Raw genomic sequence first — 17,537 nt, forward strand, 5'->3', positions numbered from 1 at the left:
AGTAGCTGTATTATTATTCTCTCAAACAAACTTAAATGAATAAAAGTTATAAGCTTTCTTTTTGTCAAATAAAAATTTTAAAACCTAATCTAGCTGAGGTTATCGTTGATGAAGGTGTTATTGTAAATGAGATTATGGTTGATGAATATCATGATTTTTTATTAAGTAATCTTCAAAAACCAATGTTATTATTTATCAATAAAAAAAACTCATATTCTTATACTTATGGTGCGCTTAAAACCATAGCTCATATTGATAATATAAAAGGCATGGCTATATTAGTAAAAACCTCCGCCGCATTGCTATCTACTGAAACTTTATTAGAGGTAAATAAAGATCGTAAAATAAATTTGAAAATTTTTCATGAAAACGATGAGGCTTTAAACTGGTTAAATATTCAAGAAAATATTTGTATTTAATTTAGCTTTATTTTTTCACAGAAAATTTAGCCTACTTCATTAAAAATATAACTGTATTCACAGAAAGCTAAAATTTTGTGTTTATCTATTTGTCATATTTGTCTTGTAATTAAGATAAATAAGAAATAGATATGAAAAATACAGTAAAAAGTATGGCTTTGCTAGCCATAACTTTAGTAATCGTTTCCTGCGGTTCACAACAAACTTCTAATCAAAATCAACGTGGCTCAGGGCAAGGAAAAGGAGCTCCAAGCTTTTCTAAAATATTAGAAGAAATGGATACTGATGGTGATGGAAAAATATCAGAATCTGAAGCTAAAGGACCATTAAAAAATGATTTTTCTACAATAGATAGTGATAGCGATGGCTACATCACAGAATCTGAAATGGAAAACGCTCCCAAACCACAACGCGGAGGTGGAGGCCCTAGATAATTAGTTAAACAATCTTTCAACTTTTACAAAAATTAATTTACATAATGAAAAATTCATTTTTTAAACTCTCAATATTAACCTTAATGTCTGCCTTCATGTTTGTAGGCTGTAGTGATGATGATTATACTGCAACTGATACAGAAGAAGACGAAGATGAAACAACAGAAACAACAGTAAACAACTCAGACTTCACAGTGGGTTTAATATATAAAACTGATGATGTTGCAGATGGATACACTCTGTTTTCTCCAATTAGAAGCACAAATACATATTTAATCGATAATTGTGGCGACTTAGTGCAAACTTGGTCATCAGACTATACACCACAAGGTGTTTATATGCTAGAAAATGGACATATATTACGTTCGGCTACTTTAACAGCAGTCAATTCAGAGTTCGAATCTGCAGGAGGACAAACCGGCAGGGTGGAATTATTTAATACAGATGGCGATTTATATTGGTACTATGAATTTAATAGTGCAACAGAATTTATGCACCATGATTTGGAGTACATTGAAAGTACAGGAACTGTAATGGTAATGGTTTGGGAAAAACATACCGTAGCAGAAGTAGAAGCAGCAGGACGGACTAATGCAACTGCACTATGGAGTGAGAGAATTGTAGAAATAGATCCATCTACAGATGAGATTGTTTGGGAGTGGGATGCTTGGGATCATTTAGTACAAGATGAAAATCCAGATGAAGATAATTATGGTATATTGTCTGATAATCCACAATTATTAAATATTAATTATACATACGAAGCTTCAGATTACGAAGCAGATTGGTTACACATGAATGGTGTAGATTATAACGAAACCCTAGATCAAATTGTGGTAAGCAGCCGTAATTTTAGTGAATTCTTTATTATAGATCATTCAACTACAACTACTGAAGCTGCATCACATTCTGGAGGTACTTATGGTAAAGGAGGCGATATACTGTACCGTTGGGGAAATCCGCAAACCTATGATATGGGAGATGATAGCGATCAAAAACTTTTTGTACAGCATAATGCTAACTGGATAAATTCAGAATATCAAGATGGTGGCCAAATTATGGTTTTTAATAATCAAACAGGATATTATGAAGGTATAGATTATTCTACAATTGATGTTATAGATACCAATGTAAATACAGATGGTTCATATAGCTTAAATACAGATGGAACTTATGCGCCAACCGATTTTACATGGACTTATGAGGCAAATCCATCTACAGATTTTTACGCAGCAAATATTTCAGGTGCTCGTCGTTTATCTAACGGAAATACAATTATTTGCGAAGGAACAACAGGAACATTCTTTGAGGTAGATTACGATGGAAATACCGTTTGGAAATACGTTAATCCAGTTGATGAAACAGGGGCAGTAGATCAATACAGTACACCAAGTAGAAACTTCGTGTTTCGTTGTGAAAAATATGAATCAGATTATGAAGGTCTAGCTTATTATACTTTAGAGTCTCAAGGTACTATTGAAAGTGGATCTGATTATGAATGTGAATAATTTAAAAAGATTTATCAATATGAAAAATATAATAAAAACAAGTTTCCTGTTAATTGCTATAATTAGCTTAGTGTCTTGTGGTTCAAAGAAAAAGAAAGAAACGGAAACATCAACAGAAATTAAGCAAGAAATACCTTATAACGAAGCTCCAAGACAAGGAAGAGAAGAGGGAGGTCGCCCTGAAGGACCTCCAGATTTCTCTAAAATTATTGAAGATATGGATGCAAACAACGATGGTAAACTTGCAAAAACAGAAGTAGAAGGCCCTTTAGCTGAAGATTTTGATACTATAGATACAGATGCAGATGGGTTTATTTCTGAAACAGAATTTGATAAAGCACCAAAACCTGAACCAAGAGGTGGCGGTAAACATGAAGGCGGCGAACGTCCAGAAAGATAATTTTTTTTGATTTAGAGTTGGTTTGATAGCTGAGAATAGGCGCATCGTTTTAGTTAACGGGCGCCTTTCTCAATTTTATGAAATATCACTCTAAAAATTATTAATTATTTGATTTTTTAAGAGTTATATCAATTATTTTTCATTTTAGTTCGCCATTCTTGCATAGCTATTTATTAAACGTAAATTTGCAGCTAGAAATAATGCATCATGACAAATTTTTTTAGAAAGCAACGCCCTAATGTTAAAAACGATATTTTAAGCGGAATAACAGTCTCCTTGGCTATGATTCCTGAAGTAGTAGCGTTTGCTTTTGTGGCTCAAATCGATCCTTTAATGGCATTATCTGGGGCTTTTATAATTGGTTTAATTACAGCTATTTTTGGTGGTCGCCCAGGTTTAATTTCTGGAGCAGCTGGTGCGGTAGCCGTAATTTTTGTTCACATGATTGCCGAAGGGCACACCAAGGGTATGCTTATGGATACACCAATAGAAAACATGGGTTTCTTCTATTTAATGGCTTGTGTAATTCTTATGGGAATTATTCAAATTTTAGCAGGTGTATTAAAACTAGGACGATTTGTTCGTTTAATTCCGCATCCTGTAATGATGGGGTTTGTAAACGGTTTATCTATTGTAATTTTCATGGCACAGGTAAAAATGTTTTCACATAAAACATTACAAGTTTCTAGTGCCGGAGTAAAAGAATATGTAAGTCATTATATGCAAGGCACAGAGCTTTACACCATGATTGGTTTAGTGCTTTTAACTATGGGAATTATTTGGGGTTTACCAAAACTAACTAAAAAGTTACCAGCAGCTTTAACCGCTATAATAGTTACTTCGTTAATTGTTATTGGTTTTAATTTAGATGTTACTACAGTTGGTTCATATATCATTGAAGGTGGAGGGACAGGTTTAAAAGGCGAGTTTCCTACACCAAATATCGAGCTTTGGCAAAACTTACCTATAAATTTAGATACTTTAAAGTTTATTGCACTACCTGCGTTTTTAGCGGCGTCGGTTGGTTTAATTGAAACTTTAATGACTATGAATTTAGTAGATGAAATAACCGAAACTAGAGGAAACGGAAATAGAGAATGTGTTGCCCAAGGGGCTGGAAATATTATGTCTGGGTTATTTGGTGGAACCGGAGGTTGTGGAATGATTGGGCAAACTGTTATTAATATAAATGCTGGCGGACGCGGAAGATTATCTGGAATTATGATGGCGGTTACGTTATTATCGTTTATTCTTTTTGCAGATAAACTTATTGAAATGGTGCCAATTGCGGCTTTAGTAGGTGTTATGTTTATGATGGTTATCGAAACTTTTGCTTGGTCTAGTTTCCGTATATTAAAGAAAATACCTTTATCTGATGCAGTTGTATTAATTACAGTATCGTTAGTTACTGTTTTTGTAGATTTAGCCGTAGCTGTTTTTGTTGGGGTTATTATTTCTGCCTTATCTTTTGCTTGGGAAAATGCTAAACGTATTCGAGCTAGAAAGCGCATGCGAGAAGACGGTACAAAAGTTTACGAAATTTGGGGACCATTATTTTTTGGGTCGATTCAAGCATTTAATGAAAAGTTTGATGTGAAAACAGATCCAGAAATGGTTGAAATTGATTTTGTAGAATCAAGAGTAAGCGATCATTCTGCTATTGAAGCTATTTTTAATTTAGTTGAAAAATATGAAGCTGCCGGAAAAAAAATAAAATTGAAGCATTTAAGTGAAGATTGTAAAGTACTTCTTTATAAATCGAGTCCTAAATTTAAAGAGGTTATTGTTGAAGATGTTGAAGATCCGCGTTATCATTTAGCCGCAAATCCAGAACAATTCCCTAAACCATTATCGCATTATAAATTATAATATAAAAAAAGCATCTTTTAAAGATGCTTTTTTTATTTCTATTAGGAGTTGATTTACTATTTCAAAGCCTTTAAAGCTTCAATAATTTCATCAGGCTCAGATCTGGTTCTGTAGTCAACATTAACATAGTTCCATGTAACAATACCATGTTTATTAATAATAAAGGTTCCTGGTATAGGCAACACATTTGAATTACCGTTATTTATCTTTTTTAAATCAAGATTTCTATCTACGCGCATATGTTCCATTAAAAACTCAGGAACTTCCCATGCAACACCATAATTTTTAGCTGTTTTAGCATCTTGATCAGACAAAACAGTAAATTCCATATTGCTAATTTCATTTTCTGTAAGCGACCCGTCAGGAACTTCTGGGCTAACAGCAACTAAAGTGGCTCCTAAATCTTCAATTTCGTTTAATTTCGCTTGTAAAGCTCTAAGTTGTAAATTACAATAAGGGCACCAGCTACCCCGGTAAAACGTTAACACAACAGGCCCGTTGTTTAATAAATTATATAAGGAAATAGTGTCGCCTTTTGCATTTGGTAAATTAAAATCGGGAGCTTTTTCTCCAACTTTTAATGCATCAGCGCCTTCTTCAAAAGCTTTAGCTTTACTAATTACTTCATCTACGCCAGCCATAAAACTCGGTTTAGCTTTACGTCCTGCAGCTATTTTAGCATCGGTTTGCTCTCTTAATGTTTTCATGCGTTTTTTTGTGGCAAGATAATTATAAATTAAGGCTAGTGTATGATTTTAGCATTTAATTCACATATTACTTTACCCGAACACTATCTGGAACAAGTAAGGTATAATCCCCGTTATTTCTAATAACATCACGTACAATAGACGATGAAATATACGAGGTTCGAGATGCCGTTAATAAAAATACGGTTTCAATTTCCGAGAGGCTTCGGTTGGTGTGTGCAATAGCTTTTTCAAACTCAAAATCGGCAGGATTTCTTAATCCACGTAAAATAAATTCAGCGTTCATTTCTTTACAATAATCCACTGTTAAACCTTTATAGGTAGTTACTTTTATTTTAGGCTCGTCTTTAAAAGCTTCTTCAATGAACTTTTTGCGTTCTTCTAACGAAAACATGTATTTTTTATCGGCGTTAATACCAATAGCAACAATAATTTCATCAAAAAGTGGAATACCACGTGTAATAATATCGTGATGACCTAAGGTTAATGGATCGAAAGATCCTGGGAAAATTGCTCGTTTCATATTTATGTAAATTTCTAACTAATTAGAAATGTTAGTTTTAATGTTTTATTATACTAAACTCATAATTTTTATTTAAAGGCTTCTTCAATAGCATTATCAAATAAATCACTCATACTTATTCCTGCCACAGCGGCTTGTTGAGGTAAAATACTAGCTTTGGTTAAACCGGGAATAGTGTTCATTTCTAGTAAATAGGGCTCGTCGTTTTTAAAAATATATTCGCTTCGGCTAAAGCCTTTCATTTTTAAAACTTCGTATACTTTTTTAGCGACAGCTATAACATTTTCTTCTTGTGTTTTGGTTAATCGGGCCGGAGTTATTTCTTGAGATTTACCTAAATATTTTGCTTCGTAATCAAAAAAATCGTTTTCACTAACAATTTCTGTAATTGGTAATACTTTGGTTTCGCCTTTATAAGTTATAACACCAATAGAAACTTCGGTGCCATCTAAGAAGGATTCGATTATAATTTCATCGTCTTCTTTAAAAGCGACATCAATTGCATTTTGTAAATCTTCATGTTTATGTACTTTGGTAACTCCAAAACTACTTCCAGCTTTATTAGCTTTAACAAAGCATGGTAAGCCTACTTTTTTAATTATTTCAGCTTCATTTATTTCATCACCAAAGTTTAAATAAAACGATTCGGCTGTTTTTATGCCATAAGGTTTTAAAATACTTAAAAAATCTCGTTTGTTAAAGGTAATTCCGGCTTGGTACATGTTACAGCTAGTGTGTGGAATGCCTAACAACTCCAAATAACCTTGTATATAACCATCTTCTCCTGGCGAACCATGAATGGCGTTAAAAACACAATCGAAAGTTATATGTTCATTATTTATGGTAACCGAAAAATCGTGTTTATTAATAGGGAATTCGTTTTCATTGTCATCAACATAAACCCATTTATCTTTAAAAATATGTATGCGGTAAGGATTGTATTTTTTAGTATTTAAAACTTCGTAAACTACATTTCCACTTTTTAAAGAAATTTGATATTCACTAGAATATCCGCCCATAATTATGGCTATATTTTTTTTCATTTATATATTAATAGTTATGTATTGGTCTAAAATTTATAATAAAACGTATGTAATATTAGTTATAGCTAAAATAACCTATAATATGCAAAAGAAAAAACACTTGGGTTTTTATATATTTGCTAGATAGAAAAATTAATAGATGAGTTTTGTAAAATTCCTTTTCAGTAAAACATTTTTAAAACAAATAGCATTAGCTGTACTTGTATTGGTAGTGCTTTGTATTATATTATTAAAATGGTTAAATGTAACCACAAAACATGGCGATTTTGAAACGGTTCCTGATTTAAAAGGAAAATCAATAAGCGTAGCGCAGGTAGAGTTAGGTGATAATAATTTGGTTATGCAAATTCAAGATTCTGCAAACTATAATCCGGATTACCCTAAGTTTTCTGTGATAGAGCAAGACCCAATTGCAGGGGCAAAAGTAAAAGAAAATAGAAAGATATACATTACCCTAAACCCGTCGGGATACAGAAAAGTTAGAGTGCCAGATGGATTAATAGATAAAACGTTTAGGCAAGTAAAACCAACACTTGAAGCTTTAGGTTTTAAAATTGGAAAAATTAGTTATGTAGATAATTTAGGTAAAGATGTTGTTTTAAAATTATCGCATAAAGGAAAGCCTTTAGAGTCTGGTGAAAAACTAGCAAAAACTTCGGTTATAGATTTAGTTCTTGGTAACGGAAACAGACCTTAATACATGGAGCATACAGTGGATAATTTCTCTGAAGAAGATGAAAACGATTTATACGAACACCATGCTTTTGTTGTTGAAAAAGGACAAAAACCACTTCGAATAGATAAATATTTAATGAATTTTGTTGAAAACGCTACGCGCAATAAAATTCAAAATGCTGCTAAAAACGGAAGTATATACGTTAATGGTATACCCGTAAAGCAAAATTATAAAGTAAAACCTCTGGATAATATCCGTGTTTTATTTACACATCCACCGCACGAAAACTTACTAGTTGGTGAAGATATTGATATTGAAGTTGTTTACGAAGATGATAGCCTACTTGTTGTAAATAAACCTGCGGGTATGGTTGTGCATCCAGGGCATGGAAATTATTCTGGAACTTTAATTAACGCCTTAATTTATAGGTTTGATAATTTGCCTAATAATTCAAGCGATCGTCCAGGTTTAGTACATCGTATAGATAAAGATACAAGTGGCTTACTTGTTGTTGCTAAAACCGAAGAAGCTATGGCGCATTTATCGCTTCAGTTTGCCGAAAAGACTAGCGAGCGCGAATACTTGGCTTTGGTTTGGGGGAACATTGAAGAAGATGAAGGAACTGTAGAAGGTAATATTGGAAGGCACCCGAAAAACAGATTACAAAACACCGTTTTTTTAGGAGATGAAGCTGATAAAGGAAAACCAGCTGTAACCCATTATAAAGTTATAGAACGTTTAGGCTATGTTACTTTGGTAGCATGTAAACTAGAAACAGGAAGAACGCACCAAATTCGTGTACACATGAAGCATATTGGACATACTTTGTTTAATGATGAACGTTACGGTGGCGAAAAAATATTAAAAGGAACTACCTTTACAAAATACAAACAGTTTGTAGATAATTGCTTTAAAGTATTACCAAGGCAAGCTTTACATGCAAAAACTTTAGGCTTTAAGCACCCAAAAACAGGTGAGTTTTTACGATTTAATTCCGAAATTCCTGAAGATATCGCAAATTGTATAGAAAAGTGGAGAGGCTATGCAAAGCATCAAGATTTAAGTGATGATGATTAAGGTTTTACTATAATTACCTGAATTTGTTTATTGATGTTTTCTTATGGTTTTGTTTTAGAATCTTTAAGTTCTTTATTTAAGTGATCTAAGTAGATAATTCCATTTAAATGATCGATTTCATGCTGAAAAATCACAGCTACAAAACCTTCAATTGTTTCTGTTTTATGTTGCCCGTTTAAGGCATCGTATTCAATGTCTATAATTTTTGATCTACTGTTTAAAGTTTCTTTTCTGTTAGGTATAGACAAGCAGCCCTCAGTAACCGTTTGTTTATCAGTAGAGTATTCTATTATTTTAGGGTTTAAATAAACTTCAAAAGGTGTATTTTCCTTATCTAATCGTTGTACCCAAATAATGTTTTTTAAAACACCAACTTGCGGTGCAGCAATGCCAACTCCTAAAGAGGTACTGTCTGTAACTGTGGCATAAAGGCGATTAACAAAAAGTTGTAAAGCTTCGTTTTTTGGTTCCGGATTAATGTAGCTACTTTTTTTTCGCAGAAGTAAAGAATCGGTTTTATTAGTAATTTTATATACACGCATTGGTGTGTTGCTTGTACCGGAGTTAATAAGTTTTAATTCTTTCTTTGAAAAGGCATTTTTAACAGAACTTTTGGCTATAGAGCAGGATGTTATAAGTAAAACAACTAATAAAGAGGCATAAATAGTTTTCATAATTTTAGGGGAATTATAATTAAACAATGCTATAACTTAGAGTAGTTATGTATTTAGGTAATATCGTTAATTGCAAGTCAAATATTTACGTATTGCAGTTTACCATTCGTTTATTCTATTAGAATCTAATTTAATAAAAATAAACAATAAAATGGTAAAAGCCCAAAGCCCTGATCCACCATAACTAAACATAGGTAAAGGAATGCCAATAGTTGGAATTAGCCCCATAACCATACCTATATTTACAAAAAAGTGAATAAAAATAATAGCAGCTACACTATAGCCATAAACCCGACTAAATTGCGATTTTTGTAATTCGGCAAGATGCAATATTCTAAGTAAAAGTAAAACAAAAGTTACCACAACAAATGCACTGCCCAAAAAGCCCCATTCTTCTCCAACCGTGCTAAAAATATAATCTGTGTGCTGTTCGGGTACAAATTTACCGGTGGTTCTTGTCCCTTCTAAAAAACCTTTGCCAGTAAGTCCTCCAGAACTAATGGCTTTTTCAGATTCATTTAAGTTATAGGCGAAGGTTTTTTTCATCGCTTCTAGTTTATTAGGGTCTTTTTCTAGGCGTAACCATAAACTAATACGTTCTTGTTGGTGTGGTTGAAGTATGCTTTGGTAAAAGAATTTTACGCCAAAAGCTATTGAAATAGCAGCAATAATTAAAAATACAGATTGGTAAATTCGAATATGTTTTTTATTGAAGTAATGAATGCCAATTATAATTACCGTAGAAATAACAGAAGTAATAATAAATCCAAATTTTAAAGATAAAATAGCTAAAATTAAAGTTGAAAAAGCAGTGGTTAAGTAGACGTTAGGTAAGCCTTCGCGAAAAAGAACATAAATAAATGCACCATAAACTATGGTGCTTCCTGTATCGTTTTGTAATAATACTAAAATAGCGGGAATACCAATAATGGCAAATGTGCGTAACTGGTCTTTAAATGTTTTAATATTAGTATTTAAGTCGCTTAAATGTTTTGCAACAGCAAGAGCTGTAGCGCTTTTGGCAAATTCGCTTGGTTGAATGGTAAAACTACCAATGCCATACCACGAAGTGGCGCCGTTAACGTTTTTACCAAATAAAAAGAGACCAACCAAACTTAACATGGATATAATATAAATAATACTTGCAAAGCGTTCATAAAACTTAGCGTCAATAGCTAAAACTAAAACAATTAGAATCAGATTTAGAAATATAAAAACGAATTGTTTGCCATAAGGTTGGCTTAAATCGAAATAATTTATATCTGCACCAATATGAGATGCTGATAAAATATTAAGCCAACCAAACCCAACTAGTAGCAAGAAAAGAAAAATTGTAATCCAGTCGAATTTAAAATGTTTATTTGTTACTCTCAAAATTAAATTTCAGGGTTTTTTAGTTTATTCAGTTGGTTTTTTAATTGCCAATATGTAGAGTCGTTAACAGTTTGTAGTTGAGTATAACCATTAATTTTAAAAGGTTCACCAGAGTAAGGTTTCGCATATTCATCTTCTAGAGTATGGCGAATTAACCAATCTTCTAAGTCGGTTCTAGTTATTTCGCCTTTAATATGTTTTTCAATCATTAAGCTTGCAACTTTACCCGCAAATCGACTTCCCCAATAACCGTTTTCAACAAAAACAGCAATAGCAATTTTAGGGTTATCTTTTGGGGCAAAAGCAACAAATATAGAATGGTCTGTAAGTTGTGTTTTAACACTATCTATTATAGCAAAATTTTCAACGGTACCAGTTTTACCACAAATATCAATATCTTTTACTCTTAAAGAAGATGCAGTTCCTTTTTCATAAACGGCAAGCATACCATCAATCACAGGTTCAAAATTTTCTTTATCTATAGTTGTATATTTTGGTTTCGTAAAATTTTCAGGTAGAGTTTCACCTTCAATATGCTTTATAATGTGAGGTGTGTAAAAGTAACCCCGGTTTGCAATAGCAGCAGCCATGTTTGCAAGCTGAATAGGTGTAGTAGCCACTTCACCTTGACCAATAGCATTAGATATAGTATAAGTTGAATAAAATGTTTTTGGATAAATGTGTTTGTAATAATCTCGATCTGGAATACGACCTTTTTGCCCAACATATAAGTCATTATTTAAAAAGTTGCCAAGTCCAAAACTTTTAGCGTGTTTACTCCAAGTATCAATGCCTTCTGAGGCATTACCAGTTTTATCTAATATTTTTCGGTAGGCTGTAGCAAAATATGCGTTACAGGACCGTTGAATGCCCGTTACCATGTTATTTCTTGTACCGTAATTGCAATGGCATTTCATAAAACGATTGCCGTATTTGTAACCCCTGTAACAAGTTACGTGTTCGTTTTCGTCCATTACACCTTCTTGAAGTGCTATTAAAGCGTTCATTAATTTAAATGGTGAACCAGGTTCATAAACACCTTGTAAGCTTCGGTTAAATAATGGTTTTGCAATAGAATCGTTATATAACTTTGTGAAGTTTTTAGACCTATTTCTGCCAACCAAAATATTAGGATCGTAGGTAGGAGCTGCTACCATGGCTAGAATTTCACCTGTTTTAGGTTCTAAAGCAATAACACCACCGCGTTTGTTTTTCATAAGTAATTCACCGTACGCCTGCAGTTGAGCATCAATGGTAATAGTAATGTCTTTTCCTTGTTCTGGAATAGTGTCAAATTTTCCATCTTTATATGGGCCAATGTTTCTGTTAAATCTATCTTTTTGGATGAATTTAATGCCTTTAGTGCCTCTTAATATTTCTTCATAAGAAGCCTCAACGCCTTGTTTACCAATTAAATCTCCCATTCGGTAATATGGGTTTTTGTTTATGGTGGCATAATTAACTTCCCCAATATCACCTAAAACGTTGGCACCAATAGTAGTTTGATAATCGCGAAGCGATCGCTTTTGAATGTAAAAACCTTCAAACTTTCGCATTTTTTCTTGTAAAACAGCATAATCTTCTTTTGATAACTGCGGAACAAATGGAGATGGTAGGCGAGGAGAGTAGCGGTAGGCTTTGTTATATTTTCTATTAAAATCTTCTTTTGTAATTTTTAAAAGCTTACAAAATTCTGTAGTATCTAGCGGTTTAACCTCACGAGGAATAATCATTACATCGTAAGTGGGTTGATTAGCTACTAAAAGTTTGCCGTTTCGGTCGTAAACGAAGCCACGTTTAGGGTAATCGTAAACTTTTCTAATGGCGTTGTCTTCGAACAAATTATTGGCATCTGTTTTGTAAATTTGGAGATAAAAGAGTCTGGAAATAAATAAGATACCAACAGTAATTACTGAAATAAAAAGTAATAATTGTCTCATCGTGTTTTTCTACTAAATACTATGGTTATTGATATGCTAATTAAAATAGTAAATATACTAGAGAATAACGCTTTTTGAAGGATTAAAATTATTTTACTAATGTTAAAAAGTTCTAAGGAGAATAATACCAAGTGATGAACTGCAGCTAATAGTGTAAAATATACAAGTTTAGACCCAAAGTCTACAGAGTTAAATTTAACAGTTTGGTGTTCATAAATAGTTCCAAATGCAAATTTTAAAAATATGGGACGAAGATAGGCTATAGTTACAGATGCAGCTGCATGAATACCACCTGTATCTAAAAACAAATCAATACTTAAACCTAATAAAAAACTGATAAATATAAGTGCTAAGCGATTGTTTTTAACAGGAAATAAGGCTACAAATAATATGTATGGATAAGGGTTTATATAGCCAAGAAAATTAATATTGTTAAATATTAAAACCTGCACAAGTACTAATGCAAAAAAATGAATGGTATATATTGAAAATAGATTATTCATTTTCTAGTTTAATAATTTCTTGTTTGTGTATATTTTCTATAACGTATACATGCTCTAAATTAGTCATGTCGTTAAATAGTTTTACATTAATTTCATAATAATTTTCTGCCGCATCTAGTTTAAAGTTATCAATCGTGCCAATTCCAATATTTTTTGGAAAAATTGAAGAGCGTCCAGATGTAATTATAGTATCGCCAATTTTGACATGAGCAACTTTTGGTATGTCCGTTAATTGTACTAAATCTGGTGAGTTTCCATTCCATGATAATGTGCCAAAGTGATTAGACTTTTTTAATTGAGCACTAATTTTACTTGTGGTGTTTAAAATAGATAAAACTGTAGCGTAATTATTACTAGTTTTATCTATTATACCAATTATGCCTTTTGTAGAAATAACACCAAAATCTTGTTTGATATTATCTGTTTCTCCTTTGTTAATAGTTAAAATATTATCGCTTAGTGCAAAACTATTTTTAATAACATTAGCGTTGTAAAACTTATATAATTTATTAAAGGATGTGCTGTCTATATATATTGAGTCAGAACTAGTATTTGTATTTGTTAATAATGAGCGTAATCTTAAGTTTTCTTCAGCAAGTAATTGGTTTTGCGATTTTAAGTTAAGATAACTACTAATGTTGTTTACAGAGTTATAAACACCACCAGTAAAAAAATTAGCAGAATTTATAAATTTACTTTTATGATAAGAGTGCGATTGAATAGTGAAAATTAATGATAAACAAAACAACAAAAAGAACAACAAAAAGTTTTTGTGCCTTATTATGAAATTAATAATTTGTTGCATGAAATATTATCCGTGTTTATGCTGTTTACTACTTAATCAATACACTTTTGTATTTGGTTAAATTTTTAAGTGTAATTCCAGTACCACGAACAACGGCTCTTAAGGGATCTTCGGCTATATAAACAGGTAAATCCGTTTTTTGCGATAAACGTTTGTCTAGACCACGAAGCATAGAACCACCACCAGCTAAATAAATTCCTGTATTATATATATCGGCAGCTAATTCAGGAGGTGTTTGTCCTAAGGTTTCCATAACAGCATCTTCAATACGAAGAATAGATTTATCGAGAGCTTTGGCAATTTCACGGAAAGAAATTGAAACTTGTTTTGGTTTTCCTGTTAATAAATCGCGACCTTGAACGCTCATGTCTTCAGGCGGAACTTCTAAATCTTCGGTAGCTGCACCAATTTGAATTTTTATTTTTTCAGCAGAGCGTTCACCTACATAAAGGTTGTGTTGGGTACGCATGTAATACACAATATCGTTTGTAAAAACATCACCTGCAATTTTAACAGATTTATCACAAACAATACCACCAAGTGCAAGAACTGCAATTTCTGTGGTACCACCACCTATATCTACAACCATGTTTCCTTTTGGTTGCATAATATCTACACCAATACCAATAGCAGCAGCCATTGGTTCATGAATTAGGTAAACTTCTTTACCGTTTACACGTTCGGCACTTTCTTTTACTGCACGCATTTCAACTTCGGTAATTCCAGAAGGAATACAAATTACCATTCGTAATGCAGGTGTAAAAAATTTCTTTTTTAACGCAGGTATGTTTTTAATAAACATACTTATCATTTGTTCTGAAGCATCAAAATCTGCAATTACACCATCTTTTAATGGGCGAATGGTTTTTATGTTTTCATGAGTTTTTCCTTGCATTAAACTAGCTTCATGACCAACAGCAATTATTTTGTTGTTTACTCTGTCTCGAGCTACAATGGAAGGCGAGTCTACCACAACTTTGTCATTATGAATAATTAGTGTGTTAGCCGTACCTAAGTCTATTGCAATTTCTTCAGTTAGGAAATCAAAAAATCCCATGCGCTATTAATAAATTTAAAGTTTAAAAATGAATTTCGTAAAAGTACTAAAAGTAAAGAAAATAATTAATGTTTATTCTTTTTACTTCATAAATAATTTGATTTAAAATATGAATACAATTACATGTGAGTAAAAAGTTACATTTTTGTTTTTTTTTAAAATAAATTTATTTTGGTAACATATAATCGTATATATTTGATTTTTATCGATTTATAATTGTGTCATTCATATAATTATCAACATAAAATTATTAACCATATAACCCCCAGTAACCATGAGCAAACCACCAGGAAAACCTATTAAAAGTCACCAAATTGAAACATTAAATTTAAATTCTACAATTGAGTTTTCTTTTAATTCAAGTAGTGAACAACCACTGCAACCGTTAGTGCAGGCTATTTTTAATGAAAATAACGAATTACAAGTAAGTGCAGTTGTTTTTATAGCTTCAGAAGAAAACTTTAATTTTAAAGGCGTTAATTTTCAGTCTGTTATTTCAGGAGATGGTACTAGACAAGTAGACTTTTTTATATTGTATGATGATCCAGAAGTATCTAGTGAAAAATTTAACGTCTATCGTGTTGATTTTAGGGTAAAAAAAGATAAGTTACCTCAAAATTTAGGTCAAATAGAAGTGTTTCTTTGGGATGAAGATCCTGTGACTTCTAGAGGAACAGTAACACCAGTTCACGGAAGTGGCGGAGAATAGAATTTTTATAAAATAGTAAAATAGCCATAAGTAAAACTTGTGGTTATTTTTTGAATATAATTTGTTTTTATGTGTTCGAATTTTAGTAAAATCAACTTAATTATCTTGTTGTTGATAATAATAAGTCATAGTTGTTCGCTTTTTTCTCAAGAATATATAAATGCAGATTTGTTTGATGTTGAAGTTGAAAAAAAGGTAAACCAATACCAATCAAATTACAATTTTAAAAAAGCAGGTTTTTATTATATTCAAAATAACTGGGATTCAACGTTGGTGTATTCTATGCGATACCTTAACGGTAATAATAAAAATATTGATTTAACAAATTATAGTCACTATTTAAGAGGTTGTAGTTTTGATAAAAAAGAAATGCTTAATGAAGCTCAAAATGAGTTTCAGTCAATTACTTCAGGATTTGAATTTAATTTTTTAATTAAAAAAAAATTAGCAGAAATAGCTTTAAAAAAAAGTGAGTTTAAAAAAGCTATATCTTATTTGGAACCACTAATAAAATTAAAAGAAAAGGACTATAAATATTTTGGTAAAAGTGCGGTTTTTCAAAATTTAGGGCTTTGTTACCTTCATTTAAATGATTTTAAAAAGGCTGAACCTTATTTAATTGAGTATGTAAAATTTAATGAGATAGAAAAAGATACTTTAAACTTAATAGATGCTTACGGAAGTATTGCAAATTTATATTACAATCAATATAAAGATATTATGGCAATACCCTATTTTGAAAAAGCATATCGTCTTTCAAAAAGTATAAAAGATTTTAAAGCTAAACAAATAGCAACTATTAATATGGCAGTTGTTGAGGAGAATCGCAAAAATTTTGAAAAAGCCTTAGTCTACAGAAAAGAATATGAACAATGGAAAGATTCCTTAAATGACCAAAACAAAATTTATGAAGTAGCAAAACTCGAAAAAGAGTATGCAGTTAAAGCAAAACAAAAAGAAGTTAATTTTTTAAAAGTAGAAAATAAAGCAAAATTAAAAGAGCGCAACGGGTTGTTGTATTCGGCTTTAACGTTGCTTATTTTACTTGGAGTTACGCTTTATTTTAACAAAGAAAAAACTAAAGCAAACAACATAATAAGTGCGCAAAAAGAAAAATTAGATGCGTTAAATGTAACTAAAGACAAGCTTTTTTCTATTGTAAGTCACGATTTAAGGTCTTCTGTAAACGCCTTAAAAAAGAGTAATACCAACTTAGTAAATACGGTAGCATCAAAAAATTTAAAAGAAGTTAATGTTTTGCTTAAAAATAATAGCACAATAGTAAATGGTGCCTATAATTTATTAGACAATTTATTAAATTGGGCGTTGTTACAAACCAAACAGTCTTATTTTGAAATAACTTCCATTCGTTTGTTTTTTATTGTAGAACAAGTGGTTTACAACTACAAACCTTTAGTACAAGAAAAAAATATAAGGCTTACAAATACAGTTTTAAAAAGTGACATTGTTTTTGCCGACCAAGAGTCGTTAAAAATTATATTGCGTAATCTTTTAGATAATGCCATAAAATTTACTAATAACAATGGTACTATAAAAGTATATACTAAAAATAGTAACAGCGATTATTACGATTTAGTTATTGAAGATTCCGGAATTGGCATGAAAGACTCCACCCGTATAGAGTTGTTAAGCGATACAGAATTACTATCCAAAAAAGAAAATGAAGATATTATTGGTTCGGGTTTAGGTTTGCAATTATGTAAATCTATGATTAAAAAAAATAATGGAATATTTTCTATTGAAAGTGAATTAGGAAAAGGAACAAAAATGATTGTATCTTTACCTAAAAAGGTATAAC

The 17,537-nt window shown here is 31.6% G+C and carries 18 protein-coding genes; 9 read left to right on the forward strand and 9 right to left on the reverse strand.

Features of this window, described 5'->3' with window-relative positions; translation table 11 throughout:
* Window positions 1-35: 35 nt before the first annotated feature.
* The 5 genes from LG649_RS13630 to LG649_RS13650 all read left to right on the forward strand — a co-directional run bounded on the left by LG649_RS13630 (window position 36) and on the right by LG649_RS13650 (window position 4,630).
* Window positions 36-419 carry a DUF7793 family protein gene (locus LG649_RS13630; protein ID WP_226544372.1) on the forward strand — a complete coding sequence of 128 codons (384 nt, stop codon included), beginning with the start codon at window positions 36-38 and terminating at the stop codon, window positions 417-419.
* A gap of 131 nt (window positions 420-550) precedes the next feature.
* A complete protein-coding gene (locus LG649_RS13635) occupies window positions 551-853 on the forward strand; it encodes an EF-hand domain-containing protein (protein ID WP_226544373.1) in 303 nt (100 codons plus the stop codon).
* Between the two features lie 44 nt (window positions 854-897).
* Window positions 898-2,361 carry an aryl-sulfate sulfotransferase gene (locus tag LG649_RS13640; protein ID WP_226544374.1) on the forward strand — a complete coding sequence of 488 codons (1,464 nt, stop codon included), beginning with the start codon at window positions 898-900 and terminating at the stop codon, window positions 2,359-2,361.
* Window positions 2,362-2,380: 19 nt separating this feature from the next.
* Window positions 2,381-2,761 carry an EF-hand domain-containing protein gene (locus LG649_RS13645; protein WP_226544375.1) on the forward strand — a complete coding sequence of 127 codons (381 nt, stop codon included), beginning with the start codon at window positions 2,381-2,383 and terminating at the stop codon, window positions 2,759-2,761.
* A gap of 207 nt (window positions 2,762-2,968) precedes the next feature.
* The gene (locus LG649_RS13650; RefSeq protein ID WP_226544376.1) at window positions 2,969-4,630 is read left to right on the forward strand and encodes a SulP family inorganic anion transporter; all 1,662 of its coding nucleotides are present in this window, start codon (window positions 2,969-2,971) and stop codon (window positions 4,628-4,630) included.
* 56 nt (window positions 4,631-4,686) lie between these two features.
* Here the strand turns inward: LG649_RS13650 and LG649_RS13655 are convergent, their stop codons facing one another.
* The 3 genes from LG649_RS13655 to LG649_RS13665 all read right to left on the reverse strand — a co-directional run bounded on the left by LG649_RS13655 (window position 4,687) and on the right by LG649_RS13665 (window position 6,903).
* Window positions 4,687-5,337, reverse strand: a complete 651-nt coding sequence (locus LG649_RS13655; RefSeq protein ID WP_226544377.1) for a peroxiredoxin-like family protein — start codon at window positions 5,335-5,337, stop codon at window positions 4,687-4,689.
* 67 nt (window positions 5,338-5,404) lie between these two features.
* Complete coding sequence (gene coaD, locus LG649_RS13660; RefSeq protein ID WP_226544378.1) at window positions 5,405-5,860, reverse strand: pantetheine-phosphate adenylyltransferase; 456 nt, start codon at window positions 5,858-5,860, stop codon at window positions 5,405-5,407.
* Window positions 5,861-5,928: 68 nt separating this feature from the next.
* A complete protein-coding gene (locus LG649_RS13665; RefSeq protein ID WP_226544379.1) occupies window positions 5,929-6,903 on the reverse strand; it encodes a D-alanine--D-alanine ligase in 975 nt (324 codons plus the stop codon).
* Window positions 6,904-7,042: 139 nt separating this feature from the next.
* Between LG649_RS13665 and LG649_RS13670 the strand changes: the two genes are divergently transcribed.
* Together LG649_RS13670 and LG649_RS13675 are read left to right on the forward strand one after the other, a co-directional pair.
* Complete coding sequence (locus LG649_RS13670; RefSeq protein ID WP_226544380.1) at window positions 7,043-7,600, forward strand: PASTA domain-containing protein; 558 nt, start codon at window positions 7,043-7,045, stop codon at window positions 7,598-7,600.
* Between the two features lie 3 nt (window positions 7,601-7,603).
* A complete protein-coding gene (locus LG649_RS13675) occupies window positions 7,604-8,656 on the forward strand; it encodes an RluA family pseudouridine synthase (RefSeq protein ID WP_226544381.1) in 1,053 nt (350 codons plus the stop codon).
* A gap of 41 nt (window positions 8,657-8,697) precedes the next feature.
* On the opposite strand, the gene def is transcribed toward LG649_RS13675, so the two are convergent.
* From def to LG649_RS13705, 6 genes are all read right to left on the reverse strand, one after another.
* Window positions 8,698-9,330 (reverse strand): peptide deformylase, encoded by a 633-nt coding sequence (gene def, locus LG649_RS13680; protein WP_226544382.1) that lies wholly within the window; start codon window positions 9,328-9,330, stop codon window positions 8,698-8,700.
* Window positions 9,331-9,429: 99 nt separating this feature from the next.
* The gene (gene rodA, locus LG649_RS13685) at window positions 9,430-10,707 is read right to left on the reverse strand and encodes a rod shape-determining protein RodA (RefSeq protein ID WP_226544418.1); all 1,278 of its coding nucleotides are present in this window, start codon (window positions 10,705-10,707) and stop codon (window positions 9,430-9,432) included.
* The gene (mrdA, locus tag LG649_RS13690; protein ID WP_226544383.1) at window positions 10,707-12,644 is read right to left on the reverse strand and encodes a penicillin-binding protein 2; all 1,938 of its coding nucleotides are present in this window, start codon (window positions 12,642-12,644) and stop codon (window positions 10,707-10,709) included. The genes rodA and mrdA overlap by 1 nt, the downstream gene beginning before the upstream one ends.
* Window positions 12,641-13,147 (reverse strand): rod shape-determining protein MreD, encoded by a 507-nt coding sequence (locus LG649_RS13695; protein ID WP_226544384.1) that lies wholly within the window; start codon window positions 13,145-13,147, stop codon window positions 12,641-12,643. The genes mrdA and LG649_RS13695 overlap by 4 nt, the downstream gene beginning before the upstream one ends.
* On the reverse strand, window positions 13,140-13,952 hold the full coding sequence (mreC, locus tag LG649_RS13700) for a rod shape-determining protein MreC (protein ID WP_226544385.1): 813 nt from the start codon (window positions 13,950-13,952) through the stop codon (window positions 13,140-13,142). The genes LG649_RS13695 and mreC overlap by 8 nt, the downstream gene beginning before the upstream one ends.
* A 28-nt stretch (window positions 13,953-13,980) precedes the next feature.
* A complete protein-coding gene (locus LG649_RS13705) occupies window positions 13,981-15,009 on the reverse strand; it encodes a rod shape-determining protein (protein ID WP_226544386.1) in 1,029 nt (342 codons plus the stop codon).
* A 274-nt stretch (window positions 15,010-15,283) separates the two neighbouring features.
* Here LG649_RS13705 and LG649_RS13710 point away from each other — a divergent pair, with 274 nt between their 5' ends.
* Together LG649_RS13710 and LG649_RS13715 are read left to right on the forward strand one after the other, a co-directional pair.
* Entirely contained in the window at window positions 15,284-15,718 is a 435-nt protein-coding gene (locus LG649_RS13710) for a hypothetical protein (protein WP_226544387.1), read from the forward strand.
* 105 nt (window positions 15,719-15,823) lie between these two features.
* A complete protein-coding gene (locus LG649_RS13715) occupies window positions 15,824-17,536 on the forward strand; it encodes a tetratricopeptide repeat-containing sensor histidine kinase (protein WP_226544388.1) in 1,713 nt (570 codons plus the stop codon).
* The last annotated feature ends 1 nt before the right edge of the window (window position 17,537 follow it).

The sequence above is a fragment of the Neotamlana laminarinivorans genome, from assembly GCF_020523925.1.
GTDB lineage: Bacteria > Bacteroidota > Bacteroidia > Flavobacteriales > Flavobacteriaceae > Neotamlana > Neotamlana laminarinivorans.